Annotated in this window: 24 protein-coding genes; 5 read left to right on the top strand and 19 right to left on the bottom strand. The window is 68.7% G+C overall.

Annotated features, from left to right (window positions below; genetic code table 11):
* Positions 1-25: 25 nt before the first annotated feature.
* The 7 genes from ilvC to IM776_RS07170 all read right to left on the bottom strand — a co-directional run bounded on the left by ilvC (position 26) and on the right by IM776_RS07170 (position 8755).
* Entirely contained in the window at positions 26-1054 is a 1029-nt protein-coding gene (gene ilvC, locus IM776_RS07200; RefSeq protein WP_194422301.1) for a ketol-acid reductoisomerase, read from the bottom strand.
* Between the two features lie 38 nt (positions 1055-1092).
* Positions 1093-1602: an acetolactate synthase small subunit gene (ilvN, locus tag IM776_RS07195; RefSeq protein ID WP_147037864.1), complete on the bottom strand. Its 510-nt coding sequence runs from the start codon at positions 1600-1602 to the stop codon at positions 1093-1095.
* A 3-nt stretch (positions 1603-1605) separates the two neighbouring features.
* Positions 1606-3408, bottom strand: a complete 1803-nt coding sequence (locus IM776_RS07190) for an acetolactate synthase large subunit (protein WP_194422300.1) — start codon at positions 3406-3408, stop codon at positions 1606-1608.
* 42 nt (positions 3409-3450) lie between these two features.
* Entirely contained in the window at positions 3451-5169 is a 1719-nt protein-coding gene (ilvD, locus tag IM776_RS07185) for a dihydroxy-acid dehydratase (protein WP_194422299.1), read from the bottom strand.
* Between the two features lie 9 nt (positions 5170-5178).
* Positions 5179-5976, bottom strand: a complete 798-nt coding sequence (otsB, locus tag IM776_RS07180) for a trehalose-phosphatase (RefSeq protein WP_194422298.1) — start codon at positions 5974-5976, stop codon at positions 5179-5181.
* Positions 5977-6054: 78 nt separating this feature from the next.
* Positions 6055-7467, bottom strand: coding sequence for an alpha,alpha-trehalose-phosphate synthase (UDP-forming) (locus IM776_RS07175; RefSeq protein ID WP_194422297.1), 1413 nt, complete (start codon positions 7465-7467; stop codon positions 6055-6057).
* A 34-nt stretch (positions 7468-7501) separates the two neighbouring features.
* Positions 7502-8755 (bottom strand): MFS transporter, encoded by a 1254-nt coding sequence (locus IM776_RS07170; protein WP_194422296.1) that lies wholly within the window; start codon positions 8753-8755, stop codon positions 7502-7504.
* Between the two features lie 173 nt (positions 8756-8928).
* Between IM776_RS07170 and IM776_RS07165 the strand changes: the two genes are divergently transcribed.
* Positions 8929-9225 carry a hypothetical protein gene (locus IM776_RS07165; RefSeq protein WP_194422295.1) on the top strand — a complete coding sequence of 99 codons (297 nt, stop codon included), beginning with the start codon at positions 8929-8931 and terminating at the stop codon, positions 9223-9225.
* A 22-nt stretch (positions 9226-9247) separates the two neighbouring features.
* Here IM776_RS07165 and IM776_RS07160 read toward each other — a convergent pair whose 3' ends face one another.
* From IM776_RS07160 to IM776_RS07150, 3 genes are read right to left on the bottom strand one after another with little or no spacing between them, the layout of a single operon-like run.
* Positions 9248-10426, bottom strand: coding sequence for an acetyl-CoA C-acetyltransferase (locus tag IM776_RS07160; RefSeq protein ID WP_194422294.1), 1179 nt, complete (start codon positions 10424-10426; stop codon positions 9248-9250).
* Positions 10423-11076 carry a 3-oxoacid CoA-transferase subunit B gene (locus IM776_RS07155; RefSeq protein WP_194422293.1) on the bottom strand — a complete coding sequence of 218 codons (654 nt, stop codon included), beginning with the start codon at positions 11074-11076 and terminating at the stop codon, positions 10423-10425. The genes IM776_RS07160 and IM776_RS07155 overlap by 4 nt, the downstream gene beginning before the upstream one ends.
* Before the next feature lie 2 nt (positions 11077-11078).
* Entirely contained in the window at positions 11079-11867 is a 789-nt protein-coding gene (locus IM776_RS07150) for a CoA transferase subunit A (protein ID WP_194422292.1), read from the bottom strand.
* Positions 11868-11971: 104 nt separating this feature from the next.
* On the opposite strand from IM776_RS07150, the gene IM776_RS07145 reads away from it, so the two are divergent.
* The gene (locus IM776_RS07145; RefSeq protein ID WP_194422291.1) at positions 11972-12760 is read left to right on the top strand and encodes an IclR family transcriptional regulator; all 789 of its coding nucleotides are present in this window, start codon (positions 11972-11974) and stop codon (positions 12758-12760) included.
* 6 nt (positions 12761-12766) lie between these two features.
* Here the strand turns inward: IM776_RS07145 and IM776_RS07140 are convergent, their stop codons facing one another.
* Genes IM776_RS07140 through IM776_RS07100 form a run of 9 tightly spaced genes read right to left on the bottom strand, consistent with a single transcriptional unit; the run spans position 12767 to position 21338 of the window.
* Entirely contained in the window at positions 12767-13675 is a 909-nt protein-coding gene (locus IM776_RS07140) for an alpha/beta hydrolase (protein WP_194422290.1), read from the bottom strand.
* Complete coding sequence (locus IM776_RS07135) at positions 13672-14424, bottom strand: 3-hydroxybutyrate dehydrogenase (RefSeq protein ID WP_194422289.1); 753 nt, start codon at positions 14422-14424, stop codon at positions 13672-13674. Before IM776_RS07135 ends, IM776_RS07140 begins: the two co-directional genes overlap by 4 nt.
* On the bottom strand, positions 14417-15106 hold the full coding sequence (locus IM776_RS07130; RefSeq protein ID WP_194422288.1) for a TetR/AcrR family transcriptional regulator: 690 nt from the start codon (positions 15104-15106) through the stop codon (positions 14417-14419). The genes IM776_RS07135 and IM776_RS07130 overlap by 8 nt, the downstream gene beginning before the upstream one ends.
* Positions 15090-16655, bottom strand: a complete 1566-nt coding sequence (locus tag IM776_RS07125; protein ID WP_194422287.1) for a class I adenylate-forming enzyme family protein — start codon at positions 16653-16655, stop codon at positions 15090-15092. Before IM776_RS07125 ends, IM776_RS07130 begins: the two co-directional genes overlap by 17 nt.
* A complete protein-coding gene (locus IM776_RS07120; protein WP_194422286.1) occupies positions 16652-17758 on the bottom strand; it encodes a branched-chain amino acid ABC transporter permease in 1107 nt (368 codons plus the stop codon). The genes IM776_RS07125 and IM776_RS07120 overlap by 4 nt, the downstream gene beginning before the upstream one ends.
* Positions 17755-18633 (bottom strand): branched-chain amino acid ABC transporter permease, encoded by an 879-nt coding sequence (locus IM776_RS07115; RefSeq protein ID WP_194422285.1) that lies wholly within the window; start codon positions 18631-18633, stop codon positions 17755-17757. The genes IM776_RS07120 and IM776_RS07115 overlap by 4 nt, the downstream gene beginning before the upstream one ends.
* Entirely contained in the window at positions 18630-19340 is a 711-nt protein-coding gene (locus IM776_RS07110) for an ABC transporter ATP-binding protein (RefSeq protein ID WP_194422284.1), read from the bottom strand. The genes IM776_RS07115 and IM776_RS07110 overlap by 4 nt, the downstream gene beginning before the upstream one ends.
* A complete protein-coding gene (locus IM776_RS07105) occupies positions 19337-20131 on the bottom strand; it encodes an ABC transporter ATP-binding protein (RefSeq protein ID WP_194422283.1) in 795 nt (264 codons plus the stop codon). The genes IM776_RS07110 and IM776_RS07105 overlap by 4 nt, the downstream gene beginning before the upstream one ends.
* A 19-nt stretch (positions 20132-20150) precedes the next feature.
* Positions 20151-21338 (bottom strand): substrate-binding domain-containing protein, encoded by a 1188-nt coding sequence (locus tag IM776_RS07100; RefSeq protein ID WP_194422282.1) that lies wholly within the window; start codon positions 21336-21338, stop codon positions 20151-20153.
* Positions 21339-21469: 131 nt separating this feature from the next.
* On the opposite strand from IM776_RS07100, the gene IM776_RS07095 reads away from it, so the two are divergent.
* The 3 genes from IM776_RS07095 to IM776_RS07085 are packed head-to-tail and all read left to right on the top strand — an operon-like array spanning position 21470 to position 23657.
* Entirely contained in the window at positions 21470-21913 is a 444-nt protein-coding gene (locus IM776_RS07095) for a MarR family winged helix-turn-helix transcriptional regulator (protein WP_194422281.1), read from the top strand.
* Positions 21910-23142, top strand: a complete 1233-nt coding sequence (locus tag IM776_RS07090) for an MFS transporter (RefSeq protein WP_194422280.1) — start codon at positions 21910-21912, stop codon at positions 23140-23142. The genes IM776_RS07095 and IM776_RS07090 overlap by 4 nt, the downstream gene beginning before the upstream one ends.
* 32 nt (positions 23143-23174) lie before the next feature.
* Positions 23175-23657, top strand: coding sequence for a YbaK/EbsC family protein (locus IM776_RS07085; RefSeq protein ID WP_194422279.1), 483 nt, complete (start codon positions 23175-23177; stop codon positions 23655-23657).
* The last annotated feature ends 32 nt before the right edge of the window (positions 23658-23689 follow it).

Here is a 23689-nt window from a genome sequence, read left to right as displayed (position 1 = left end):
GCGCCCTTTCTCAACGATGTCGGCGTCAGCGCGCAGCGGATCCGTCGACGTAGTCCTCATCCTGTTGCTTCCAGGCGAACAGCGAGCGCAGCTCCTTGCCGGTCGTCTCGATCGGGTGCTGCTCCTCCTTGGCGCGAAGCTCCTGGAACTCCTTCGCGCCGTTGTCCTGGTCGTCGATGAAGCGCTTGGCGAAGGCTCCGGACTGAATGTCGGCGAGCACGCCCTTCATGCTCTCCTTGACGGCGGAGTCGATGACGCGCGGACCGGAGACGTAGTCGCCGTACTCGGCGGTGTCGGAGATCGACCAGCGCTGCTTGGCGATGCCGCCCTCCCACATCAGGTCCACGATGAGCTTGAGCTCGTGCAGAACCTCGAAGTATGCGATCTGCGGCTGGTAGCCCGCCTCGGTCAGCGTCTCGAAGCCGGCCTGCACGAGGTGGCTCATGCCGCCGCAGAGCACGGCCTGCTCACCGAACAGGTCGGTCTCGGTCTCTTCCGTGAAGGTCGTCTTGATGACGCCGGCGCGGGTGCCGCCGATGGCCTTGGCGTACGACAGCGCGAGATCCCAGGCGTTGCCGGAGGCATCCTTCTCGACGGCGATGATGTCCGGGATGCCGCGCCCTGCGACGAACTCACGACGCACGGTGTGGCCGGGCGCCTTCGGAGCGACGAGGATGACGTCGACACCCTCGGGGGCGTCGATGTAGCCGAAGCGGATGTTGAAGCCGTGTGCGAAGGCGAGGGTCTTGCCCGCGGTGAGGTTCGGCGCGATCGACTCGGAGTAGATCGTGCGCTGGTGCTGGTCCGGCGCGAGGATCATGATCAGGTCTGCCCAGGCCGTGGCATCCGCGACGTTCTTGACCGGGAAGCCGGCCTCCTCGGCCTTGGGAGCCGACTTGGAGCCGTCCTTGAGGGCGATCGCGACCTCGACGCCCGAGTCGCGCAGGTTCTGCGCGTGGGCGTGGCCCTGCGAGCCGTAGCCGACGATCGCGACCTTCTTGCCCTGGATGAGGGACAGGTCGGCGTCGTCGTCGTAGAAGATCTCAGTACTCACGTTGTGTTTCTCTTTCCTATCGAGGTTTATGGGATGACTCAGCCGCGCAGTACGCGTTCGGTGATGCTCTTGCCGCCGCGGCCGATGGCGAGGAGGCCCGACTGCGCGATCTCCTTGACGCCGAAGGGCTCTAGCGCACGCAGCAGCGCCTCGACCTTGCCCTGGTCGCCGGTGACCTCGATCACCAGCGCGTCCGAGGCGTAGTCGACGACCGACGCGCGGAACAGGTTCACGACCTCGATCACGTTCGACCGCGTCGTGTTGTCTGTGCGCACCTTCACCAGCATGTGCTGGCGCTGCACGGACCCGGCAGGGTCGAGTTCGACGATCTTGATGACGTTCACGAGCTTGTTCAGCTGCTTGGTCACCTGCTCGAGCGGCAGCTCCTCGACGTCGACGACGACCGTGATGCGGGACACGCCCGGCACCTCGGTCACGCCGACCGCGAGGGATTCGATGTTGAAGCCGCGACGGGCGAAGAGCCCTGCGACTCGGGTCAGCAGACCCGGGGTGTCCTCGACGAGGAGACTCAGCACGTGCTTGGACATGACTCAGACCTCCTCATCGAACGCGGGAGCGTGATCGCGCGCGTACTGGACGTAGTTGTTGCTCACTCCCTGCGGCACCATCGGCCACACCATCGAGTCGGCGGAGACGACGAAGTCGATGACCACGGGACGGTCGTTGGTCTCGAGGGCCAGCTTGATCGCGGCATCCACCTCCTCCTCCTTCTCGACGCGGATCGCGAGGCATCCGTACGCCTCGGCGAGCTTGACGAAGTCGGGGATCCGGATCGTGCCATGACCGGTGTTCAGATCGGTGTTGGAGTGGCGCCCGTCGTAGAACAGGGTCTGCCACTGGCGCACCATCCCGAGCGACGAGTTGTTGATGATGGCGACCTTGATCGGGATGTTGTTGATCGCACAGGTCGCGAGCTCCTGATTGGTCATCTGGAAGCATCCGTCGCCGTCGATCGACCAGACCACGCGGTCGGGTTCTGCGACCTTCGCGCCCATGGCCGCAGGCACCGAGTAGCCCATCGTGCCCGCTCCCCCGGAGTTCAGCCACGCGTTGGGGCGCTCGTACTTGATGAACTGCGCAGCCCACATCTGGTGCTGCCCGACGCCGGCTGCGTAGATGCCCTCCGGACCTGTCAGCTCGCCGATGCGGGAGATCACGTACTGGGGTGCGAGCAGACCGTCGCTGGGCTCCGTGTAGCCGAGCGGGAACTCGTCGCGCAGCCCGTCGAGGTACGCCCACCAGTCCGAGATGTCGGGCTTGGTGCTGCCGACGATCCCGCGGTACGCGGCATCCAGATCGGTGAGCACATCGCGCACGTCACCCACGATCGGCACGTCGGCCGTGCGGATCTTGGAGATCTCGGCCGGGTCGATGTCGACGTGCACGACCTTCGCGTGCGGGGCGAACAGCGCCGCCTTGCCCGTGACGCGGTCATCGAACCTCGCGCCGAGCGAGACGAGCAGATCGGCCTCCTGCAGCGCGAGCACCGCGGGCACCGTGCCGTGCATACCCGGCATGCCCAGGTGCTGCGGGTGCGAGTCGGGGAAGGCACCGCGCGCCATCAGCGTCGTCACGACCGGCGCGCCCGTGGACTCGGCCAGCTCTTTGAGCTCGGCTGCCGCTCGTCCGCGCACCACACCGCCGCCGACGTACAGCACCGGCTTCTTCGCCTCCGCCAGCAGGGCGGCCGCGGCCTGGATCTGCTTGCCGTGCGCCTTCGTCACCGGGCGGTAGCCCGGCAGATCGATCTTCGGTGGCCAGACGAACGGCGCGACGTCCTGCTGCGCGTCCTTGGTGATGTCGACCAGCACGGGACCGGGTCGACCGGTCGAGGCGATCTCGAAGGCGGCGGCGATCGCACCTGGGATGTCGCGCGCGTCCTTCACGAGGAAAGAGTGCTTCGTCACGGGCATCGTGATGCCGACGATGTCGGCCTCCTGGAACGCGTCCGTCCCCATCAGCGTCGAGAACACCTGGCCGGTGATCGCGACCATGGGGACCGAGTCCATGTAGGCGTCGGCGATCGCCGTGACGAGGTTGGTCGCGCCGGGACCGGAGGTCGCGATGCACACGCCGACCCTTCCGGATGCCGAGGCGTAGCCCTCTGCGGCGTGTCCGGCGCCCTGCTCGTGACGAACGAGGATGTGGCGGAGCTCGGACGCGTCCATCAACGGGTCGTAGACCGGGAGGATCGCGCCCCCGGGGAGGCCGAAGACGTCGGTGACGCCGAGCAGCTCGAGCGAGCGGACCACGGCCTCCGCGCCGGTGATCTCCGGGGCGGAGCTCTTCGAGGACGGCGGCCGGGGCACGGCCGATACAGCGTCAGCAGTCATGTCATTCCTTGGTGATCTGAATGTCGTCGGAAGACGAAAGCATCATCCGGTCGTCGCACCCTCCGCAGCGGAGCGCACGAGTCGCGAGTACTTGGCAAGAACGCCACGGGTATAGCGCGGGGGAAGCGGCTCCCAGCCAGAGCGGCGGGAGGCGAGCTCTGCCTCGTCGACGAGTAAGTCAAGAGAGCGAGCTGCGATATCGACCCGTATCAGATCACCATCGCGCACGAAGGCGATGGGACCAGCGTCCACCGCTTCGGGTGCTATGTGGCCGATGCACAGGCCGGTTGTGCCGCCTGAGAATCGTCCGTCCGTCAAGAGTAGTACATCTTTTCCGAGCCCCGCGCCCTTGATGGCAGCGGTGATCGCGAGCATCTCGCGCATGCCCGGTCCGCCCTTGGGACCCTCGTAGCGGATGACGATGACCTCGCCGGCGTTGATCTCACCGTTCGCGACGGCATCCATCGCGGCGCGCTCGCGCTCGAAGACCCGCGCGGGGCCCTCGAACACGGTGGCGTCGAAGCCGGCGGTCTTCACGACCGCGCCTTCGGGGGCAAGCGATCCATGCAGGATCGTGAGGCCGCCGGTGGCGTGGATCGGGTTGTCGAAGGTATGGATGACCTCGCCGTCGATCGGCTGCGGGTCGAGGTCCGCGAGGTTCTCGGCGAGCGTCTTGCCGGTGACGGTGAGGGCGTCGCCGTGCAGCAGGCCCTCGTCGAGCATGGCCTTCATGATCACGGGGATGCCGCCATGGCGGTCGACGTCGTTCATGACGTACTTGCCGAAGGGCTTCATATCGGCGACGTGCGGCACCCTGTCGCCGATGCGGTTGAAGTCGTGCAGGCTCAGTTCGACATCGGCCTCGCGGGCGATGGCGAGCAGGTGCAGCACGACGTTCGTCGAACCGCCGAGGGCCATGGCCAGGGCGATCGCGTTCTCGAAGGCCTCCCTGGTGAGGATGTCGCGGGTCGTGATCCCCTGACGCAGCAGATTCACGACGGCCTCGCCGGAGCGGTGGGCGAAGTAGTCGCGGCGGCGGTCAGCCGCCGGCGGGGCGGCGGAGCCGGGCAGGCTGAGACCGAGGGCCTCGGCGACGGATGCCATCGTGTTCGCGGTGTACATGCCGCCGCACGCGCCTTCGCCAGGAGCGATCGCGCACTCGATGCGCTTGAGGTCCTCTTCACTCATGAGACCCGCACGGCAGGCGCCGACGGCCTCGAAGGAGTCGATGATGGTGACGTCCTTCTCGGTGCCGTCCGAGAGCTTCACCCATCCCGGTGCGATGGAGCCGGCGTAGAGGAAGACGCTGGAGAGATCGAGGCGCGCACTGGCCATCAGCATCCCGGGGATCGACTTGTCGCAGCCGGCCAGCAGCACGCTGCCGTCGAGGCGCTCGGCCATCATGACGGTCTCGACCGAGTCGGCGATGACCTCGCGCGACACGAGCGAGAAGTGCATCCCCTCGTGGCCCATCGAGATGCCGTCCGAGACCGAGATGGTGCCGAACTGCAGCGGGTAGCCACCGCCCGAGTGCACGCCCTCCTTCGCACCCTGCGCGAGCCGGTCGAGGCTCAGGTTGCAGGGCGTGATCTCGTTCCAGCTGGACGCGATGCCGATCTGCGGCTTGTCCCAGTCCTCATCACCCATCCCGACGGCACGGAGCATGCCTCGGGAAGTCGTGGCCTCGATGCCGTCGGTGACGACGCGGCTGCGGGGCTTGATGTCGATGGGCGCGTTCGAAGAAGGATCTTGCGAGGACATGACGGCAGTCTATTCCCGTCCGGCGGCGCGCTCCGACGCCAGCGCGCCCAGAAGAGCGGCGATGTCTTGTGGAGTGTCCACACGCACTGCGGCCGCCGTTTCGCCGGGACCGACCCTTACGCCGAGGTCGCCGGGCTGCAGCACCCGCATGGCGTCCTCGTCGGTCACGTCGTCGCCGGCGAACAGGATGCCGGTGGCGTCGAACTGCTCGCGCAGCACGCTCATCGCGGTGTCCTTGCCCTCGACGCGCGAGGAGAACTCCAGCACGCGATGGCCGGAGCGGCGCCGCCAGTGCGGGAAGCGCTCCGCGACCAGGGCGTCGATCTCCGCGAAGGCGGCAGCTTCGACCTCCGGCGTCGCGCGACGGGTGTGGATGCCCATCCCGAACGTCTTCGGCTCGAGCCCGACGCCCTCGTAGCGATCGACGATCGGCTGTGCGGCGGCCCAGAGCTCCTCGCGCGCGCCGGCCTCGGTCGCCGAGCCAGGGGCGTCGGAGTCGCCCACACCCGGGAACCAGTACTGCGCCCCGTGGGATCCGGCGAGCGAGAAGCTCGATTCGTCGCTGTGCTCGGTGATGACGCGAAGGTCGTTCATGCTGCGTCCGGAGACGTAGGCGACGAACGTGTCCGGCAGCGCCGCGAGACGGTCGAGCTGCACCTTGACCTCCGGCAGCGCGCGAGCGGCCATCGGGTCGGGCACGAGCGGGGATGCCGTTCCGTCGAAGTCGAGGGCGATGACCAGTCGCGGGGTGGTGGCGATGGCGGTCAGTGCGTCGTCGGCGGTTCCGGGCGTCCAGGTGCGGGTCACAGCGGGTCTCCTCGTCGGGGTCGATTCTCGACCAGCCTCTCACGCGTGCGCGACCCCGATCTCACGCATGACGGTCTGTCACCCGTGCCGTGCGCGCACGGCGGACAGCGCCTCGAGGAACGACGACGACCAGGCATTGACGTCGTGCTCGAGAACGCGCTTGCGCAGTGATCTCATCCGCCTGCCCTGTTCGGCCGGTTCCATCTCGACGGCGGTCATGATGGCATCCTTGAGTCCCTCGATGTCGTGCGGGTTCACGCGCACAGCGCGGCGCAGTTCGTCGGCGGCGCCGGTGAACTCGCTGAGCACGAGCACGCCGCGGTTGTCGGCGCGGGTGGCGATGTACTCCTTGGCGACGAGGTTCATGCCGTCGCGCAGCGCCGTGACGAGCATGACGTCGGCTGCGAGGTACAGGGCGACCATCTCCTCACGCGGGAACCCCTGGTGCAGGTAGCGGATGGCTGTGTGGCCCATGGTGTCGGTGTCGCCGTTGATCCGGCTGACAGCGAGCTCGATCTCGTCGCGAAGGTGCACGTACGCGTCGACGCGCTCACGGCTGGGGCTGGCGACCTGAATCAGCGTGACGTCCTCGACGTTCAGGCGCCCCTCGGCGAGCAGCTCTCCGTAGGCCTTGATGCGATGCCGGATGCCCTTGGTGTAATCGAGCCGGTCGACGCCGAGGAGGATGCGTGAGGGGCGGCCCAGGCTCTCGCGAATCTCGAGCGCCCGCGCCTGCACCTCCGGTTTCGCGATCAGTTCGAGGTACGGAGAGGTGTCGATCGATATCGGGAACGCCTTGGCGAGCACCGGACGCGATCCGCTCTCGCCCGGTACCTCGACGATCGACGCCTTCACGCTGTACTGCAGGCGGCGCCGCACGGCGGCGAGGAAGTAGTTGGCGTCCTGCGCCCGCTGGAAGCCGATGACATCGGCGCCGAGGAGCCCGCGCAGCACCTGATCGCGCCACGGCAGCTGCGCGTAGAGTCCGTGCGCGGGGAACGGGATGTGGTGGAAGTACCCGATCGTGACGTCGGGGCGGAGCGCCCGCACCATCTCCGGCACGAGCTGCAGCTGGTAATCGTGCACCCAGACAGTGCCGTTCGGCGCCACCGCGTGGGCTGCAGCCTCGGCGAATCGGCGGTTGACGGTCACGTAGGCGTCCCACCACTCCCGGTGATACTGCGGGGACGCGATCACGTCGTGGTAGAGCGGCCAGATGGTGTCGTTCGCGAATCCCTCGTAGTACTCGGCGACCTCCTGCTCGCTGAGGGCGATCGGGATGAGCCGGATGTCGTTCGCGACGAATGGCTCGAGTTCGAGGTCGGCTTGACCCGCCCAGCCCACCCAGGCGCCGTCGACCGACTTCATCACCGGCTCGAGGGCCGCGACGAGACCGCCCGGAGAGGTGCGCCAGGTCTCAGAGCCGTCCGGCCCCACCACTCTGTCCACCGGAAGACGGTTCGCGACGACGACGAATTCTGCGGTGTTCATGGGAGCTCCTCGCTGCCTGTGGCCTGACCCCAGGCTACCGAGTGCGCGGCCCGGTGCGGCTGGCGAACCAATTCAGGACGCCGGCGACGAGCACGATCGCGGCAGCGCCGGCCGGCAGCATCAGCGCCGGGACGGTGCCGACGGACTGCGCAACCTCGCCGGTGACTGCGGAGCCGATGGACTGGCCGACGATCACGCCGGAGCCGAGCATCGTCATCACGGTGGCCGAACGACCGAGCGGACTGCGGGCGGCACCGAAGCTGTACTGCGTCACGAGTGTCGGGCCGATGCCGATGCCCATGAGCGCCAGTACCGCAGCCATGCCTGTCGGGGATCCCACCCCGGCCAGCAGCAGGGAGCCGAGCAGCAGGATCGCGGCGAACACCAGCCAGCGCGCCCGCAGAGAGAAGCGCGGCGGCAGCCAGGCGACACCGAGGGCGAGGATCGCAGACCCGACGCCCATGACGCCGTAGAGCAGACCGGCTTCCTCCGGCGCTCCCCTGTCGGCCATGAACGCCGTGAGCGAGGTCAGCGTGGCGCCGAAGAAGAGCCCGACGCCGAGGATGCCGACGACCACGACGAGCAGCTGCGGGCGGAACAGCTCGGATGCCGCGGACGGGGCCCGCCCGTCGCTCCCCCGCTCGGCGGAGACGTGACGTCCGCTGGGATGCAGCGCGAAGGCGACGACGAACGCGATGGTGAGCGCAGCTGCTCCGACCAGGGGTGCCCACGGCGCGATCCATGATCCGGCGATGCCGACGAGGAACGGACCGAACACGAACACCGTCTCATCCGCCGCGGACTCGTAGGCCATGGTTCCGGAGAGAGTGCGTGCGCGCTGCGATTCCGGCATCCGCTCGTTGATGATCGCGACCAGGCGTGATCTGGACATCGGCGCGACCTGGGGCGCGGTCGCGCCGATTCCGAAGGCGGCGAGCAGCACGAGTGCGTCCACGGCCGTGCTGTAGACGACGAGAGTGAAAACGATCAGCATCGCGCTGTTGGCGATCGCGAGGATCATCAGGACGGAGCGCTGGCCGAAGCGATCGGCGGCGGCCCCGAGCAGCGGCCCGAAGCAGGCGGTGCCGATGCCGACGGCAGCCGAGGTGAGGCCGCCGAGCGACAAGGATCCGCGGGCCGAGACGACGACGGTGAGGACGCCGACGACCATCATGGCGAACGGCAGGCGCGCAACGAACGCGATCAGGAAGTATGGAAGCCCCGCGGTGCGGAGCAGGCTCGCGGAGGCGGGCCCTCGGGAGGGGGCAGGTGCGTGTGTCTGGGTCATGGCTCTCGCGCGCCCGAACGGCGCGGGATCAGGTGCCGCCGCTTTCCGTCGGGATGCCGACGGCCGGTAGATACACAGCTTCAAGCGCTCACGCGCCGCGTCGATCCTAGCGATCCTCGCTGAGTGTTTCCAGGCCTTACGCGTGCGGGAACGGATGCCGGTAGCGTGGGGCCATGCGCTACCTCTTCAGCACCGGACTCGTCGCAGCGATCTCGGCAGGGGTGCAGCTGCTGCGCGGCACGCGCGATGAACCCATCACCTGGCGATCTGTCATCTCCTGGTTGAGCTGGGGAATCACCCTGGCGCTCGCGATCGGCGCGGTGGTCGACATGAGGCGCGAGCGTCGCGGCGATCTCGTCGACGCCGACTCACCGCAGTCCGTGAAGAAGGCGAAGAAGGCCCAGCGTCTGCAGTTCCGGTCCCAGAAGGCGCTGAGTGACGCTCAGGGACACGCCAAGGACCGGCGCTGATCCCCGCACCCGGCTCGTTCGCTCAGCGTGTGAGGATCAGCGCCTCGCCCTGACCACCGCCGCCGCACAGTCCGACCGCGACGGTGCCGGTACCGCGCTTCGCGAGTTCGTGCGCCATGTGCACGACGAGCCGGTTCCCGGAGGCGCCTATCGGGTGGCCGATCGCGATGCCGCCGCCGTGGATGTTCACGATGTCGCTCGAGATGCCGAGCTCAGTCTGCGAGCGTGCGACGACCGCGCCGAAGGCTTCGTTGATCTCGACGAGGTCGAGGTCGGCAGCCTTGATCCCCTGCTTCGCGAGAGCGCGGGCGATCGCCTGCGCCGGCTGCGCCTGCAGCGAGTTGTCGGGACCGGCGGTCTGGCCGCTCGCGCCGATCGTGGCGAGCACGGGCCAGCCCCGGGCCTCAGCGTTCTCGCGAGTGGTGACCACGACGGCCGATGCGCCGTCGGAGATCTGCGACGAGTTGCCGGCGGTGATCGATCCGCCGTCGGCGAAGGCGGCACGGAGCTTCCCGAGCGTCTCGACCGTGGTGTCCGGGCGCACGCCCTCGTCTCGGCTGACGACGATCGGCTCGCCACGACGCTGCGGCACTTCGACGGTGACGATCTCGGCATCGAACGCGCCGGCATCCGCGGCGGCGGCAGCACGCTGGTGCGACAGGGCGGCCACCTCGTCCTGCGCCTCGCGGGTGAGCTCGAAGCGCTCGTTGTGCCGCTCCGTCGATGCGCCCATGCTCTCCTGGTCGTACGCGTCGGTGAGCCCGTCGTAGGCCATGTGGTCGAGTACCTCGACCGTTCCGTACGTCCAGCCGTCGCGAGAGCCCATCAGCAGGTGCGGAGCGCGGGTCATCGACTCCATGCCCGCGGCGACCACCGTCGTGGCATCCCCGGTGCGGATCATGCGCGCCGCGTCGATGATCGCCGTGAGCCCGGACAGGCAGACCTTGTTGACCGAGTGGGCGGGCACGTCCCAGCCGATGCCGGCGCCGATCGACGCCTGGCGCGCGGCGTTCTGGCCGGAGCCCGCCGCGAGCACCTGGCCGACGATGACGGCGTCGACCGCGGCCGGGTCGATGGATGCCTGGTCCAGGGCGCCCTTGATCGCGAACGAGCCGAGCTGCGGAGCGGTGAACGACGCGAGCTGTCCCTTGAGGCGCCCCTGCGGGGTGCGTGCGGCGGCGACGATGACGACATCGGTCATGAGATCTCCTTCAGTTCTTCCGACACGATCAGCGGCGGTTCGGTCGCGTCGATGACCTGCTGGGCGGTCACGCCCGGCGCGGTCTCCACGAGGACGAGCCCCTCGTCCGTGACGTCGATCACGGCGAGGTCGGTGATGATGCGGTGCGCCACCCCCCTGCCGGTCAGCGGCAGCGAGCACTCATCGACGATCTTCGCGGAGCCGTCCTTGGCGACGTGCTCCATGAGGATGATGAGTCGGCCAGCGCCATGGACGAGGTCCATCGCACCGCCGGGTCCCTTGACCATCTTGCCCGGGATCATCCAGTTCGCGAGGTCGCCGGTGGCGGACACCTGCATGGCGCCGAGGATCGCGGCGTCGATCTTGCCGCCGCGGATCATGCCGAAGCTGGTCGCCGAGTCGAAGAACGCCGTACCCGGCAGGGTCGTGACGGTCTCCTTGCCGGCGTTGATGAGGTCGGGGTCGACGGCGTCCTCGGTCGGATACGGGCCGACGCCGAGGATGCCGTTCTCGGACTGCAGCACGACGGTGACACCGTCGGGAACGTAGTTGGGAACGAGGGTCGGCAGTCCGATGCCCAGATTCACGTAGGAGCCGTCGGTGAGCTCGGCGGCGGCACGGGCGGCCATCTGCTCGCGAGTGAGTGCCATGGTCAGGCTCCTTCCGTTGCGGAGGCCGGCCGGGTGACCGTGCGCCGCTCGATGCGCTTCTCGATGTCGGTACCGACCTCGACGATGCGGTGCACGAAGACACCGGGCAGGTGCACGCGGTCCGGGTCGATCTGCCCCGGTTCGACGAGCTGCTCGACCTGGGCGATGCAGATCCTGCCCGCCATGGCGGCGAGCGGGTTGAAGTTGCGCGCGGCCTTGTTGAAGACGAGGTTGCCGTGCCGGTCTCCGGCCGCGGCGTGCACGAGTGCGAAGTCGGTCGTGATGGCCTCTTCGAGGACGAAGTCCTTCGGCGTGCCGTCGACGTCGAAGGAGCGCACGTCCTTCACGGGTGAGGCGACCGCGATCGAGCCGTCGGCGTTGTAGCGGCGCGGCAGGCCGCCCTCTGCGACCTGCGTGCCGACGCCGGTCTGGGTGAAGAACGCGGCGATGCCTGATCCGCCGGCGCGCAGCTTCTCGGCGAGCGTCCCCTGCGGGGTGAGTTCGAGCTCGAGCTCACCGGAGAGGAACTGCCGCTCGAACTCCTTGTTCTCGCCGACGTACGACGAGGTCATCTTGCGGATGCGCTGCGCGTTCAGCAGGATGCCGAGTCCCCAGTCGTCGACTCCGCAGTTGTTGCTGACGATGCCGAGGTCGGTCGTGCCCTGAGCGAGCAGGGCTTCGATCAGCGCGATCGGGTTTCCGGAGAGGCCGAACCCGCCCACGGCGAGGGACGCACCGTCCTGGATGTCGGCGACGGCTTCGGCAGCCGATGCCCATTGCTTGTCGATCACGCAGCACTCCTTCGTGTGAGGTCTTCCTCCAGCATCCGCCCTCAGCCTCGCCTACTGAACCCCGGTCTTGCGATGTGGGCGATTCGGAGGGTAGCGTCCACATTATGGACAGCCCAGGTCGCGTCGTTCCCGGTGCACAGGCAGTGGCGCGCGCCGCCCGCCTGCTGCGTCTGGTCACGTCCGGCGGAGAGGACGGCGCGACGCTGCAGTCGCTCGCGCATGCGGCCGATCTGTCCCGCTCCACGGTCCACCGGCTGCTCAGCGCCCTGCGCGCCGAGGGCCTCGTCGATCGCGACGAGGAGACCGCCCGGTGGATGCCGGGACCGGAGCTGTTCCTCATGGGATCCGTGGCAGCGGCCCGATACGACGTGACAGCGCTGGCACGCGACATCGTGCGCTCGCTGGCCGTCAAGACGGAGGAGAGCGCGTTCCTCTCGGTCCGCCGCGCGGACGAGACCGTCTGCCTGCTGCGCGAGGAGGGCTCGTTCCCGATCCGGTCGTTCGTGCTCAGCGAGGGCGTGCGCTTCCCGCTCGGCGTGGCCAGCGCAGGGCTCGCGATCCTGTCGTTCCTGCCTGACCACGATGTGGATGCCTACCTCGAACGCCACCCCGAGCTCAGTGAGCGCTGGGGACGCACCCACGGGCTCGCCCCGCTGCGGCGGCGCCTCGCCGAGACCAAGGAACGCGGGTACGCCGTGAACCCCGGCCTGATCGTCGAGGGCAGCTGGGGCATGGGGGCCGCGGTCTTCGACCGCAGCGGCCGGCCGGAGTGGGCGCTGAGCCTGACCGGGGTCGAGTTCCGGTTCGGCCCCGACCGCCTCGCCCAGCTGGGACGGACGCTGATGGCGCATGCGCACCAGCTCTCCTCCCGGATCGCCGGCGCGCGTCGCTGAGCGCCGCTACGCTCCGACGACTCCGATCGCGGACTGGACGAGCGGTGCGAGCGCCTTGGCGCCGCGGTCGCTCATGACGATCGTGTAGTGATTCAGGCCGTCGATGTGTCGGTGGCTGATCTCGGGATGCTCGACGAGCAGCCGGTCGCGATGAGCCGGCGGGTACAGGCCGGGCTCTTCGTTCTGCAGCCCGCGCGGCACGGTGATGAACAGCGTCGGGTGCGCGATGTGCGCGAGGGCGTCGGTCAGCGCGGTCCCGAGATTGAGGTCGACGGTGTCCTCGACCGCTGTCTGATAGCTCGTCGCCGGGCGGAACACCTCCCCCTCCGGCAGCAGATCGTAGGCGATGTACCTCTCGAGGGCTGCGCCCCAGTCGGCCTCGAACGCGGGGTGGTGCCGCCAGAAGAGCTCGGTGTACTCGCCCGCGTCGCGCCATCGCTTCGAAAGACGATCGGCCGTCGGCCCGAGGATGATCGAGACCAGTTCCTCCGGTGCCACGTCGGCGGGGACGTCCAGGGGAAGACCGCCGTCGATGAGGATCAGCTGCTGCACCCGCTCCGGGTGCAGGTGCGCGAGCACCACCGCGACGAATCCGCCCATCGAGTGGCCGACGACGGGGACGGCGCTCAGCGCGAAGGCGTCCAGTACGGCGAGCATGTCTGTCGCGTGCGCTGTCATGCCGGCGGAACCGGCGATGCCGCTGCTCGCTCCGCGGCCGCGTAGGTCGGGGGCGATCACGCGGATGCCGGGCAACTGATCGACCAGGAACGGCCAGGCCAGATGCGAGGAGGTGACACCGTGGATCGCGAGGATACTGGGGGCGTCATCGGCTCCTTCCGCCGGATCCCAGACGCCGACGCGCAGGTCTCCGCCCGACACCGGGACGTCGACGGTGCGATAGGTGTGCGTGCTCATCGAGAGGTCCATCCGCCGTCCATGGTGTACGAGGCGCCGGTGACCATCGTGGCGTGGGGCGAGGCCAACCAGCCGGCGAGCGAGGCGACCTCGGTCGCCTCGACGAGGCGTTTGATCGCGCTCTCGGTGAGCATGATCTTCTCGATGACCTCGCTCTCCGGGATGCCGTGGACCTTCGCCTGGTCGGCGATCTGCTTCTCGACCAGCGGCGTGCGCACGTAGCCGGGGTTGATGCAGTTGCTCGTGACTCCATGCGCGCCGCCCTCCAGCGCCGTCACCTTCGACAAGCCCTCGAGCCCGTGCTTGGCCGCGACGTACGCCGCTTTGAACGGGCTGGCCCGCAGGCCGTGCACGCTGGAAATATTGATCACGCGGCCCCAGCCTCGTTCGTACATGCCGGGGAGGGCGGCGCGGATCAGCAGGAACGGCGCCTCGATCATGATGCGCTGGATGCTCCGGAACGCGTCGGGATCGAACTCGGCGATCGGGCTGACTCGCTGGATCCCGGCGTTGTTGACCAGGATGTCGGCTTCGAGCGTCAGATCGTCGAGCGCGGTGGTGTCGGAGAGGTCGACGACCCAGGCCTCGCCGCCGACCGCGTCCGCATGCTCTTCGGCGGCATCGCGGTTCAGGTCAGCGATCACGACGTGCGCGCCGCGCGAGGCGAACTCCTGAGCGCACGCGAGTCCGATGCCGCTCGCGCCCCCGGTGATGACGACGCGGCGGCCGGCCAGATCCTGCTCAGCCATTGTCTGTCTCCTTCTGCCCGGCGGCGTGCGGCCGCAGTGCGTTGCCGATGAAGCGCGTCATACCGTCGATGACGGCGGTGTCGATCTGGGCAGGCGGTCGCCCGTCGGCATCCCGTTCCCAGAGCAGGTAGCGCATGCCGATCAGCTCGCCGGCACCCATGAGCGCCCAGGCTGCGACCTCGGGGTCGAGTGCGGGGTCGATGTCGCCATCCTGCTGCGCGGCACGGAGACCTGCGCGATAGCCCTCGACGATCCGCTCGTAGTGGATGCGCAGCGTCGCGGGCGAGACGAACTCGGCTTCCCGCACGACCCGGTAGAGAGCGGGGTGCGCAGCCGTGAACCGGAAGAACCCCTCGAACCCGAGGCGCTCCGCCTCGATGCGATCGGCCGCCTGCGCCATCGCTTCGGACATCGAGTGCCGCACGCGCCGGTTCAGGTCGATCACGAGGGCCTCGAAGATCGTCTGCTTGCTGTCGAAGTACAGGTAGAAGGTGCCGAGGGCGACGCCCGCACGCTCGGTGATCTTCACGATCGACGCCTCGTGGTAGCCGAGGGCGGCGAACACCGCCTCCGCGGCCTCGAGCAGCTTTCGTCTGGTCGCCTCGCCGCGCTTGGTCAGCGGGCGTCCCGTCGCTGGCGAGACCAGCTCGTCCGTGCTGACGGTCTCAGCGGATTCGTTCATCGGCATCCTCTGCTTCTCGCTCTGCCACCAGCTGCGCGGCCATCGCACGCAGCCGGGCACGGGCGACCTTCTCGATCGTGGAACGCGGCAGCACGTCGACGAAGACCACGTGCGCCGGCAGTTTGAAAGCCGCGAGCCTCTCACGCGCGAACGCCAGCAGCTCGTCCGACGACAGCGCCTCACGGGCGACGACGAAGGCGACGCCGCGTTCACCCCAGACGCGATCCGGTGCGCCGACGACGGCGACGGACCCCACGAGGGGATGCGCACCCAGCGCCCGCTCCACCTCGGCGGGGGCGACGTTCTCGCCACCCGAGACGTAGATCTCCTTGAGCCGGTCGACGATCCGGTAGATGCCGTCGGCATCCCGATGCGCGAGATCACCCGTGCGCAGCCAGTCCTGCGAGCGGGTCCTGGCCGTGGCGTCCGGGTCGTCGAGATACTCCGCGAAGGTTCCGGGACCGCGCACCCACAGCTCCCCCGTGGCCGCACCGTCGAGAGGCAATCCGCTGGCGACGTCGACGATGCACACGTCGACGGACGGATACGGACGCCCCACCGTGCCGGGGTGGGCGGCGAGTTCGGCCGCGGGAAGCGCCAGCACGTTGGGACCCCCCTCGGTCAGCCCGTACCCCTGTGTGAAGGCGACGCCCCGCGCCGCCCACGCCTCGACGAGATCGACCGGCATCGTCGCCCCGCCGACGAGCACGTGGCGCAGTGACGACAGATCCGCTTCCGCCCAGCCCGGCGTCTCCATCAGCATCCGGTACTGGGTCGGAACGCCCATCATCGTCGTGACCCGGCGCTCGCAGATGAGCTGCAGGACGCGGCCCGGCTGGAACGACCTCTCGAGCACGACCGTCGCCCCGGTCCACCAGGCGAGCAGCGGCTGCACGTTCCAGGCGGCGACGTGGTACTGCGGCAGCATCGCCAGGACGACGTCGGTGGAGACCATCGGCATGGCCTGGGACAGCGCCATGTTCGTCCAGAAGCAGTTCGCGTGCGTCAGGACGACGCCCTTCGGCGCCGCCTCGCTGCCGGAGGTGAAGATGATCAGCAGCGGATCCTCGTCGCGGACGGCGCGGGATGCCGCAGCCTCTGCAGCCGCAGGCACGGAGGCTTCCGCGCCGGTGCCGCCGAGGAAGACGTAGGCGGGCGCGTCGTCACCGAGTGTCCGCAGCGCGGCGCCGGCCAGGGCGACGTACTCGTCCTCGACGAGGACCAGCTCCGGACTGCTGCGCCGGATCAGCTCGGCGAGCTCGGCGGGGGTGAGCCGCCACGACAGCGGGATGAAGGCGATGCCGAGGAACGCGCAGGCGAAGAACGCCACCACGTGGTCGGCGGAGTTCCCTGACACCGTCGCGATCCGCTGCCCTGCGCCGTATCCGGCACCCTTCAGCCGCTGTGCCAGCCGCTCTGCCCGCGCGGCCAGGGTCGCGTAGTCGAGCGCCACACCGCGATCGTCGATCGCGATCTTCGCCGGGTGCGAGGCCGCGCGGTCACGCAGCCACCTCCCGACGGTGTGCTGCCCGTCGACGTCGGCGGTCATCGCACGCTCACCTCGGCCTCGGCCGACTCGCTGTCCTCGAGCGCCCCGAGCGACCCGGGAGCGGCGGCTGCGGCGCCGCGACGGCGGCGGCGCAGACCGTCGACGGTGCCGGCGATGCCGCCGGGCAGGAACATGACCACAAGGATGAACAGTACGCCCAGCAGGAACAGCGGCTCCGAGAGCGGGATGCGCAGGAAGTCCGGCAGCGCCTGGATCCCCTCGGCCCTGGCGAGCACCGTGAGCCGCTGATCGAGGATCGTGTACAGCACGCCGCCGACGATCGCGCCCCAGCGGAATCCGACGCCGCCGAGTACGACCATCACCAGGACGGTGATGGTGAGGTCGGCGCCCACAGCGCTCGGCTGGGTGCCCGACTGCAGGAGCAGATAGGCGATGCCGGCCAGGCTCGCGCACAGCGCGGCGATCACGAAGACGATCAGCTTCGCGCGGGCGGGTCGCAGGCCCAGCACCTGCACCCGCAGCTCGTTCTCGCGCGCCGCGGCGGCGAGGTGGCCGAGGCGCGACCTGTCGACCCAGAGGACGATGAGATAGACGATCACGAGGACGATCAGCGCGAACCAGTACAGGTTGCGGGTGTTGATCACCCCGACCAGCCAGTCGGGGACGCTTTCGGTGTTGAGGCCGAGCCCCTCCTCGCCACCGGTGACCGCCTGATTGCGTCGGACCAGCACGGATCCGGCCTGCGCGAAGGCGAGGGTGACCATCGCGAACGGGATGCCGTTCACCCGCATCGCGACGGCGCCGGTGACCAGCGCGATGACCATGCCGCCGATGAGCGCGACGAACACGCCCTGCCACAGCGGAAGCGCGAAGGCGTCGAGAAGGATGCCGAGACCGTACGCTCCGGCGCCGAAGTACAGCGCGTGCCCGAACGAGAGCATCCCGGCCGAGCCGAGCAGCAGGTTGTACGACAGCGCGAGCGCCGCGAAGACCATGCACAGCGACAGCAGCGCGAGCGAGCCCGGCGTGTAGGTCGGGCCGGGCAGGATGCCCGGCAGTGACAGGTTCAGCAGCGGCAGGATCGCCATCACGCTGACGAGTACGGCGCCGACGATGACGGGCGCGAGGCGCTTGATGGTCATGATGCCTTCCTTCCCATGAGACCGGCAGGTCGCACGAGCAGGACGACGGCGAGCAGAATCACGACTATGAAGTCGCCGGTGCCGCCGAGATAGGTGTTGGCGACCTGCTGCAGCACCGCGACGAGCACCGAGGCGATCGCCGCCCCCGTCAGCGACCCGAGGCCGCCGACCACGGTGACGATGAACGCGAAGATCAGCAGGGTCGAGCCCAGGTGTGCCGAGACGTAGGTCATGGCGTGCATGGCGAGCACGCCGCCGATGCCGGCCGCCGCCCCGCCGATCGCGAACACCAGGGTGAATGAGCGGCGCACGTCGATACCGAGCGCGGTGACCATGGCGCGGTTCTCGACGCCGGCGCGGATGATCATGCCGTAGCGGGTCTTCTTCAGGAAGAGCACGAGGCCCGCCAGCACGAGGGCCGCGGCGATGATGAGCACCCAGTACTTGTTCGGGATGCTGGCGCCGAGCACGTCGGTGGTGCGGCCGAGCCAGGACGGGCCCGTGATGTTGATGGCATCCGTACCCCAGATGCCTTCGAACAGGGCGATCGCGGCGAACGAGAGTCCGACGGTCACGAGTACCTGCTCGATGTGCCGTTCGTACAGCGGCCTGATCAGGATGAGCTCTGTGAGGGTGGCGAACACCGCACCGACCACAGCCCCCACGAGGATCGAGAGCAGGAACCCCGGCCACGTGTCGGCGCCGATCGCCTGCGCGACCGCCCAACCGACGAAGGCGCTGAGGGTGAGGAACGCGCCGTGGGCGAAGTTCAGCACGTGCATGAGTCCGTAGATGAGGCTCAGGCCACTGGCCACGAGGAAGTAGAGGGCGCCGAGGCCTGTGCCGATGACGAGGGTGAGGATGAGAGCGCTCATGCGTGGGCCTCCGCACTGACGCCGAGAAGTCGCCGGGTGAGATCGGGGTCGTCGAGGATCGCGTTCGCGTCGCCGGTGTGAACCACGCGGCCGCCGGCGATCACCACGGCGCCGCCGGCCAGCTGACGCACGACCTCGAGGTTCTGCTCGACGAGCAGGATCGGCACGGTCTTGCCGGCTTCGGCCAGGGCCTCCGCCACCTCCTGGACGATCTTCGGTGCGAGGCCCTTGGTGGGCTCGTCGACGAGGATGATCCGGTTGTCGTTGAGGAGAGCGCGCGCCACGGAGACCATCTGCTGCTGCCCTCCCGACAGGGTGCCGGCGCGCTGGTCGCGCCGCTGCACGAGGTCCGGGAACAGCTCGGCGACGAACTCGTGCCGCGGCGCACTCTGTCGCTCCGCGAGGGCGAGGTTCTCGGCGACCGTGAGACCGGCGAAGACCTCGCGGTCCTCCGGGACGTACCCGACGCCGCGCTGGACGATCTTGTGGGTGGGAAGACCGTCGATCCGCTCCCCCTCGAGCAGCACCTCGCCGCGCCGCGAGATGAGGCCGAGGATGCCGCGCAGCGTCGAGGTCTTGCCGACGCCGTTGCGGCCGAGCACGGCGGTGATGCCGGTGGCGGGCACGTCGAATGTGACGTCCTCGACGACCTGCTGGCCGGCGATGGAGGCGCGCAGGGATCGCACCTGCAGGATGGGTTCGCTCACGCCGTGGCCCCCGTTCCGAGATACGCGCTCTGCACTGTCGGGTTCTCCATGATGCTCTGCGGGGTGTCCAGGGCGATGATCGTGCCGAAGTACATCACGGCGACGAGATCGACCAGGCCCATGAGCACGTCGATGTGGTGCTCGACCATCAGCACGGTGCAGCCGCTGGCGCGCTGCATCTCGCGGATGTTCTCGACGAGACCCGCGACATCACCGGACGCGACGCCGGCCATCGGCTCGTCGAGGAGCACAAGCCGGGAGTCGGTGGCCATCAGAGAGGCGATCTCGAGCTTGCGCTTGTCGCCGTGACTGATGTCACCGGCCGGGGTGTTCAGCCGGTGCGCGAGTCCGACCCGCTCGAGCACGGCGATCGCCTGAGCCGTCGCGGCGTCGTCGCGACGCGGGAACTTCAGCAGGGAGTAGCTGCCGCCGTGCCCTGACTGCACGGCCACGCGGACGTTCTCGAGGATGCTGAGCCTGGGGAACAGACTCGAGGTCTGGAACGTGCGCCCCAGCCCTGCCCGCGCCCGCTTCGGGACGGACAGGCCGGTGATGTCGTCGCCGTCGAGGAGGATCCGTCCGGCGGTGGGCCGGATCACGCCCGAGATCGCATTGAACAGCGTGGTCTTGCCGGCGCCGTTCGGACCGATGACTCCCACGAGGGAACCGGGTGCGATGTCGAGATCGACGTCTTTGAGGATCGTCGCTCCGCCGATCTGCAGGCCGAGGCCCTCGACGCGCAGCGCCGCGCCCTCGGTTCTGCGTTCGGACAGGACTGGGGTGTCGTTCATCGAGTGCTTCGCCTTCCGGTCACGGAGCGACGTCGGCGGCGTCGACCGTTGCGACGAGTTCGGCCACGAACCCGGAGCCGTCGGCGACGAGCTTCGCCTGATACATGTCCTGCAGCAGCGCGTGGTCCTCGGCGCGCACGGTGTTGGTGCCCTTCGGCCCCTCGAACTCGAATCCTTCGAGGGCGGCGATCATGGCATCCACGTCGCCCTTGCCCTCCTTCACCGCCTGTACGAGCATGATCGCGGCGTTGAAGCCGTCGGGGCTGAACAGGTCGGGCGTGCCGCCCTCGGCCTCGATTGCCTCGACCATCGCGGTGTTCACCTCGTTGTCGGGTGCGCCCGGGAAGTAGTGGTTCAGGAAGTTGATCTGCTCGCTCGCCTCGCCGTACGCGCCGAAGGTCGCGGCGTCGCCGAGTCCGGTGACCACCGGGATGTCCTCGAGCACGCCCTGCTGGCTCATCGCCTGCCACATCGCGCCGGAGGTCGCACCGGCCCACGCGACGAACACGAGGTCGGGCTGGGCGCCGAGCACCTGCTGTGCGAACGGGGTGAACTCGGTCACGTCCTCCGCGACGAGCACCGGAGTGACCGTCGCGCCCTTGCCGCCCAGGATCGCCTCGACGGCGGCGACGTTGCCCTGACCGAACGCGTTGTTCTGCGCGAACACGGCGACGGTCTTGCCGTCGATGTCGTCGAGGAAGGTACCGGCCGTGGCGACGTCCTGCGCCGACTGGCGGCCGGAGCGGAACGTGTAGTCGTTGATGCCGGTGACGGCGTCGGCGGCCGCGGGGCCGGAGATGAACAGCACCTTGTTCTGCTCGGCCTGTTCTGCCATGGCGAGCGCCACGCCAGATGAGGCGCTGCCCAGGAGGACGTTGACGCCGTCGCCGATGAGCTCCTTAGCGGCAGTCACTGCGGTGTCGGGGTCGCCGGCGTCGTCGCGGTACTCGATCGTGATCTTGGTGCCGTCCACCTCGTTCGTCCCGCCGGTCGCGTAGTCGAGACCAGCCTTGAACGCGTCGAGGTACTGCTTGCCGTAGCCGGCCAGAGGGCCCGTCTCGCTGGTGATGACGCCGGCGACGATCTCGGCGGGCCCCTCGCCCTCGCCGTCGCCGCCACCGGTCGCGGCTTGCGGCGCACAGGCCGCCAGAACGAGGGCGGCCGTGGCGACCACGGAGCCCAGGAGCAACTTCTTCGAAACTCGCATGTGAATGCCTTTCGCCCTTGGAAGGTCTTGATGCTGAAACTGAAAGCTGATTCAGGTTATTTGAACTCTAGGTGGGTCACCGCTCGGGGTCAAGCATTCATTGCATACCAGTTGGTATATACTTTGATGGTATGAAACGTGATGAGGTCATCTCGTCGATCGTCGTCTCCGCGCATGCTCTGGCGCGCATCGCCGCGCAGGAGGCCGCGAACGACGCGCCCGCCGCGCAGTGGCGCGCGCTCACCCTGCTCGAGCGCGAGTCCGGCCAGCGGGTCGGCGCTCTCGCGCGCGCATCGCGCACGACGCAGCCGGGTATGACGCGCCTGATCGGCGATCTCGAGCGCGCGGGTCTCGTGACCCGCTCCCCGGACCCGTCGGATTCCCGGGCGACCGTCGTAGACATCACGGCAGCCGGTCGCAGTGCGCTGGCACAGTGGCGCGAGTCCTTCCGCATCACGCTGGCCCCGCGCTTCGCGGACCTGGATGCCGCGGACTGGGAAGCACTTCATCGCGCGGCGGAGATCCTGGCTGCGCACAGCGTCGAGCAGCTCTCGCAGAATGGAGAACGCGAATGAACAAGGCCAAGACGACGGGATCGATCTGGCGTCAGCCGGCACAGGTCTGGGCGGTGGCATTCGCCAGCGTCGTGGCGTTCATGGGCATCGGGCTCGTGGATCCGATTCTTCCGGCGATCGCCGCCTCGCTCGAGGCGAGTCCCACCGAGACCGAGCTGCTCTTCACGAGCTACCTGCTCGTGACCGGGCTCGCCATGCTCGTCACCAGTTGGATATCGAGCCGGATCGGCGCCAAGGCCACCCTCATGATCGGGCTCGCCCTCATCATCGTTTTCGCCCTCGCGTCCGCTCTGAGCGGGAGCGTCGACGCGATCATCGGCTTCCGTGCCGGTTGGGGTCTGGGCAACGCGCTGTTCATCTCGACCGCACTGGCCACGATCGTCGGGTCGGCTTCCGGCGGAAGCGGCGCGGCGATCGTCCTGTACGAGGCGGCGCTCGGTCTCGGGATCGCCATCGGCCCGCTCCTGGGTGGACTGCTCGGAGAGGTGAGCTGGCGCGGCCCGTTCTTCGGCGTCGTCGTTCTGATGGCGATCGCCTTCATCGCGGTGCTCACGCTGCTGCGCGGCCCCGGCGAGAAGCGGGAACCTGTGCCGTTCTCAGCGCCGTTCAAGGCGCTCGGCCGTCCGGCCCTCGCGATCCTCGCGGTGGCGGCTCTGTTCTACAACATCGGGTTCTTCGTGCTGCTCGCGTTCTCGCCGTTCCCGCTCGGATTCGGTGCGATGGGAATCGGGCTGACGTTCTTCGGCTGGGGTGTCGCGCTGGCGATCACCAGTATCTGGGTGGCGCCGTGGATGATGCGGCGCATGTCGCGCACCGCGATCATCCTGACGGTCCTGCCGCTGCTCGCCGCTGATCTGGTGGTCGCCGGGCTCGTCGCCGAGACGGCACCGGCGCTGGTCGCCTGCATCATCATCGGCGGACTGCTGCTCGGCGTCATGAACACGGTCCTCACCGAGGCCGTGATGGAGGCGACCGACCTGCCGCGCTCCGTCGCCTCATCGGCGTACTCGGCCGTGCGATTCATCGGCGGCGCAGTGGCGCCTCCGATCGCGGCGCTCCTGTGGCACGCGTTCAACTCGACGGTGCCGTACCTGTTCGCCGCGACATCCGTGCTCGTCGCGACACTCACCGTTTTCCTCGGCCGGAAGATCCTCGCGCACATCGACGATGAGCCGGCGGATGCCGTCACAGAAGACGCCGAGGCGATCACGGTCGGCGACGCCGGCTGATTCGCTTCTGAGCCGTTCGCTACGGTGGGGCCATGAGCGAAACCGCGCCTCTCCCCGAACGCAGTCGCATCGTCAGGCAGCACCTGGAGTCCGCCGGTCTCGAGCCGGAGATACGGGTACTGCCTGATTCCGCGCACACCGCGGCACAGGCGGCCGCAGCGATCGGCTGCGAGGTCGCGGCGATTGCGAACAGCCTCGTGTTCCTGGCGGACGACGAGCCCGTTCTGGTGATGACGAGCGGCGGTCACCGAGCGGACGTCGCCGTCGTCGCGGCGGGCATCGGCGCCGACCGCGTCGAGATGGCACCGGCATCCGTCGTGCGCGAAGCGACGGGGCAGGCGATCGGCGGCGTCGCTCCCGTCGGACATCCCACACGGCTGCGCACCTACATCGACGAGGCGCTGCAAGACTTTGATGAGATCTGGGCGGCTGCGGGCCACCCGCACACGGTCATGCCGCTGACCTTCGACACGCTGCGACAGCTCACGAGCGGCGAGATCATCGCCGTCGCGTGACCCGGCCTCACAAGCAGAAAAGCCTCGGAACA

This window comes from Microbacterium abyssi, assembly GCF_015277895.1.
Taxonomy (GTDB): domain Bacteria; phylum Actinomycetota; class Actinomycetes; order Actinomycetales; family Microbacteriaceae; genus Microbacterium; species Microbacterium abyssi.
The sequence above is the reverse complement of the archived record's forward strand: the minus strand, read 5'-3'. Positions and strand labels throughout refer to the sequence as shown.

What these genes read in the sequence shown, in the direction of transcription:
- ilvN (WP_147037864.1), bottom strand. Translation starts at nt 1,602, where the DNA reads ATGTCCAAGCACGTGCTGAGTCTCCTCGTCGAGGACACCCCGGGTCTG.
- IM776_RS07190 (WP_194422300.1), bottom strand. Translation starts at nt 3,408, where the DNA reads ATGACTGCTGACGCTGTATCGGCCGTGCCCCGGCCGCCGTCCTCGAAG.
- ilvD (WP_194422299.1), bottom strand. Translation starts at nt 5,169, where the DNA reads ATGTCCTCGCAAGATCCTTCTTCGAACGCGCCCATCGACATCAAGCCC.
- IM776_RS07175 (WP_194422297.1), bottom strand. Translation starts at nt 7,467, where the DNA reads ATGAACACCGCAGAATTCGTCGTCGTCGCGAACCGTCTTCCGGTGGAC.
- IM776_RS07170 (WP_194422296.1), bottom strand. Translation starts at nt 8,755, where the DNA reads ATGACCCAGACACACGCACCTGCCCCCTCCCGAGGGCCCGCCTCCGCG.
- IM776_RS07165 (WP_194422295.1), top strand. Translation starts at nt 8,929, where the DNA reads ATGCGCTACCTCTTCAGCACCGGACTCGTCGCAGCGATCTCGGCAGGG.
- IM776_RS07160 (WP_194422294.1), bottom strand. Translation starts at nt 10,426, where the DNA reads ATGACCGATGTCGTCATCGTCGCCGCCGCACGCACCCCGCAGGGGCGC.
- IM776_RS07155 (WP_194422293.1), bottom strand. Translation starts at nt 11,076, where the DNA reads ATGGCACTCACTCGCGAGCAGATGGCCGCCCGTGCCGCCGCCGAGCTC.
- IM776_RS07145 (WP_194422291.1), top strand. Translation starts at nt 11,972, where the DNA reads ATGGACAGCCCAGGTCGCGTCGTTCCCGGTGCACAGGCAGTGGCGCGC.
- IM776_RS07140 (WP_194422290.1), bottom strand. Translation starts at nt 13,675, where the DNA reads ATGAGCACGCACACCTATCGCACCGTCGACGTCCCGGTGTCGGGCGGA.
- IM776_RS07135 (WP_194422289.1), bottom strand. Translation starts at nt 14,424, where the DNA reads ATGGCTGAGCAGGATCTGGCCGGCCGCCGCGTCGTCATCACCGGGGGC.
- IM776_RS07130 (WP_194422288.1), bottom strand. Translation starts at nt 15,106, where the DNA reads ATGAACGAATCCGCTGAGACCGTCAGCACGGACGAGCTGGTCTCGCCA.
- IM776_RS07125 (WP_194422287.1), bottom strand. Translation starts at nt 16,655, where the DNA reads ATGACCGCCGACGTCGACGGGCAGCACACCGTCGGGAGGTGGCTGCGT.
- IM776_RS07120 (WP_194422286.1), bottom strand. Translation starts at nt 17,758, where the DNA reads ATGACCATCAAGCGCCTCGCGCCCGTCATCGTCGGCGCCGTACTCGTC.
- IM776_RS07115 (WP_194422285.1), bottom strand. Translation starts at nt 18,633, where the DNA reads ATGAGCGCTCTCATCCTCACCCTCGTCATCGGCACAGGCCTCGGCGCC.
- IM776_RS07105 (WP_194422283.1), bottom strand. Translation starts at nt 20,131, where the DNA reads ATGAACGACACCCCAGTCCTGTCCGAACGCAGAACCGAGGGCGCGGCG.
- IM776_RS07100 (WP_194422282.1), bottom strand. Translation starts at nt 21,338, where the DNA reads ATGCGAGTTTCGAAGAAGTTGCTCCTGGGCTCCGTGGTCGCCACGGCC.
- IM776_RS07095 (WP_194422281.1), top strand. Translation starts at nt 21,470, where the DNA reads ATGAAACGTGATGAGGTCATCTCGTCGATCGTCGTCTCCGCGCATGCT.
- IM776_RS07090 (WP_194422280.1), top strand. Translation starts at nt 21,910, where the DNA reads ATGAACAAGGCCAAGACGACGGGATCGATCTGGCGTCAGCCGGCACAG.
- IM776_RS07085 (WP_194422279.1), top strand. Translation starts at nt 23,175, where the DNA reads ATGAGCGAAACCGCGCCTCTCCCCGAACGCAGTCGCATCGTCAGGCAG.